Raw genomic sequence first — 1,968 nt, forward strand, 5'->3', positions numbered from 1 at the left:
ACTGAAAACCAAAGAACAAAAAATAAAACAAAAACTAGCGGTATATACAAAAGCGGATATAAATAAAAACAACCCTGACTTATACCACTTTGAGAAAACAAAAGTCCTATAAAGAATGAGAATGACAAACCAATGCCACCAATACTATCAGCGTAAGTAATTCTAGATACTGCATCACGCTGACTAAATCGCAACATCATAAATCGCATTACTGTGACTGAACTACCAGATGCTAAGCCTGTCAAGCTAGAAACTGCCAACAACATAATATAATTTTCGCTAGGAAAGAGTATAATAGCAGCCATCCATAAACATGGTAAAATGAGGAGAAGTGTAGAAATTAGCAACCAATTAATCACACCGAAAATTGTCGCTAGAAAATCCCAAAGAATTCGAGACAAACTACTTCCCAAAAAACAAAACAAGATCAGGATAAGCTTCGAAATGAATGTTAGGTTATACCCATAGTCTGGAAGATTAAAGACAACAACGGGCCAGGCTCCCCATACAAGGAAGGAGATAAATAAATGCATAATGGTTACCATCTCTATCTCCTTTTCATTCCTTTTTTATTCGGTTAGTTCTGGAAGGTCATTTTCAGTTCTTCCTGATCGCCATTCTTTGCTTTCAGATTTTCTAATCGCAAAATGCATCCAGGTTAACGCCAAACTGCATAATACAAAGAGCAACATAAAGCATGTTTGCCAGACTCCAACTAGATCATTTAACATGCCAAATGTCAGAGGAAGAAAGAAGCCACCAAGCCCGCCAACCATACCAACAGCACCACTTACAACACCCACATTATTGGGATAATAAACAGGGATATGTTTAAAAACTGCCGCTTTTCCTAAAGACATGAAAAAACCTAGCACGATACAGATTACAGCAAATTGATAGACGTTAGTTTCTAATGAGAAATTAATAACACCTCGTATTCCCTCAACACTGTAATGTGTATTGGGATAACTAAGAATAAAGGTGCAGACTACTGATGCGATAAACGTCCAGTACATCACTTTACGAGCACCATACCTGTCCGATAATATTCCACCAAGTATTCTAAACAATGAACCTGGAACCGTGTAAAGCCCTGCTATCAAGCCTGCTTGAGCCAAGGACACATCAAATACACCGATTGTATATTGGGGTAACCATAGTGCTAATGCCACAAAGGCACCGAAAACAAAAAAGTAGTACAAGGAGAATCGCCAGACCCTTACCTCTTTCAAAGGATGGAGCTGGCTATATATAGATACTTGCTCTCGCGGTCTTTCTCTTTGTTCGTTCTTTGCGAGAAAATAAAACCCAACTCCTGCTGTAGCCAAAATAATTGCATAGATTTGAACCGCACTGCGCCAGTCCATGATCAGTAAGAGCATTGGCATACAGAGCGAGGTCACAGAAGAGCCGACATTTCCCGCGCCAAATATCCCTAAAGCTGTACCTTGTTGGTTTTTCTTAAACCACGCCGATACATATGCCACACCAACAACGAAGCTACCGCCTGCCAATCCAAYGCCCAGTGCGCAAAGCAACAGCAAGTAGTAACTGTGAGATAGACTCAGCAACCATGCAGAACCGGACGACAGGAGCATGACAACCGCAAAAACAGTACGGCCCCCAAAGTAGTCAGACGCGATTCCCAAAAACAATCGACTGACCGAACCTGTGAGAATCGGTGTCGCCATTAACAGTCCCAGTTCCGTGCTAGAGAGCTGAAACTCTTCCGCTATTTTTACACCCAATATGGAAAATATCGTCCACATGGCAAAGCAAAGCGTAAACGAAAATGTTGACATTCCCAACGCAAATTTCTGTTGCGCCTTTGAACTATCGACTGCCTGTACCATATGGTTTTCCTCCGACTTATAGTTAAACACAACTTATAAAATAAAGAAGGAAACCTCCATACACTTAAAGTATCATGATTTATTCAAAAAGTACTCCATTGGTAGTATCCAGAGG

General features: G+C 40.6%; 2 protein-coding genes. Both read right to left on the reverse strand.

Annotated features, from left to right (window positions below):
* A partial coding sequence (locus BZG79_RS14865; RefSeq protein ID WP_199877989.1) for a hypothetical protein occupies positions 1-545 on the reverse strand: 545 nt, incomplete at its 3' end.
* A gap of 24 nt (positions 546-569) precedes the next feature.
* Positions 570-1,853: a nitrate/nitrite transporter gene (locus BZG79_RS14870; protein WP_077774794.1), complete on the reverse strand. Its 1,284-nt coding sequence runs from the start codon at positions 1,851-1,853 to the stop codon at positions 570-572.
* Between the last annotated feature and the right edge of the window lie 115 nt (positions 1,854-1,968).

It is taken from the genome of Salinivibrio sp. MA427 (assembly GCF_001996115.1).
GTDB classification, from domain to species: Bacteria; Pseudomonadota; Gammaproteobacteria; order Enterobacterales; family Vibrionaceae; genus Salinivibrio; species Salinivibrio costicola.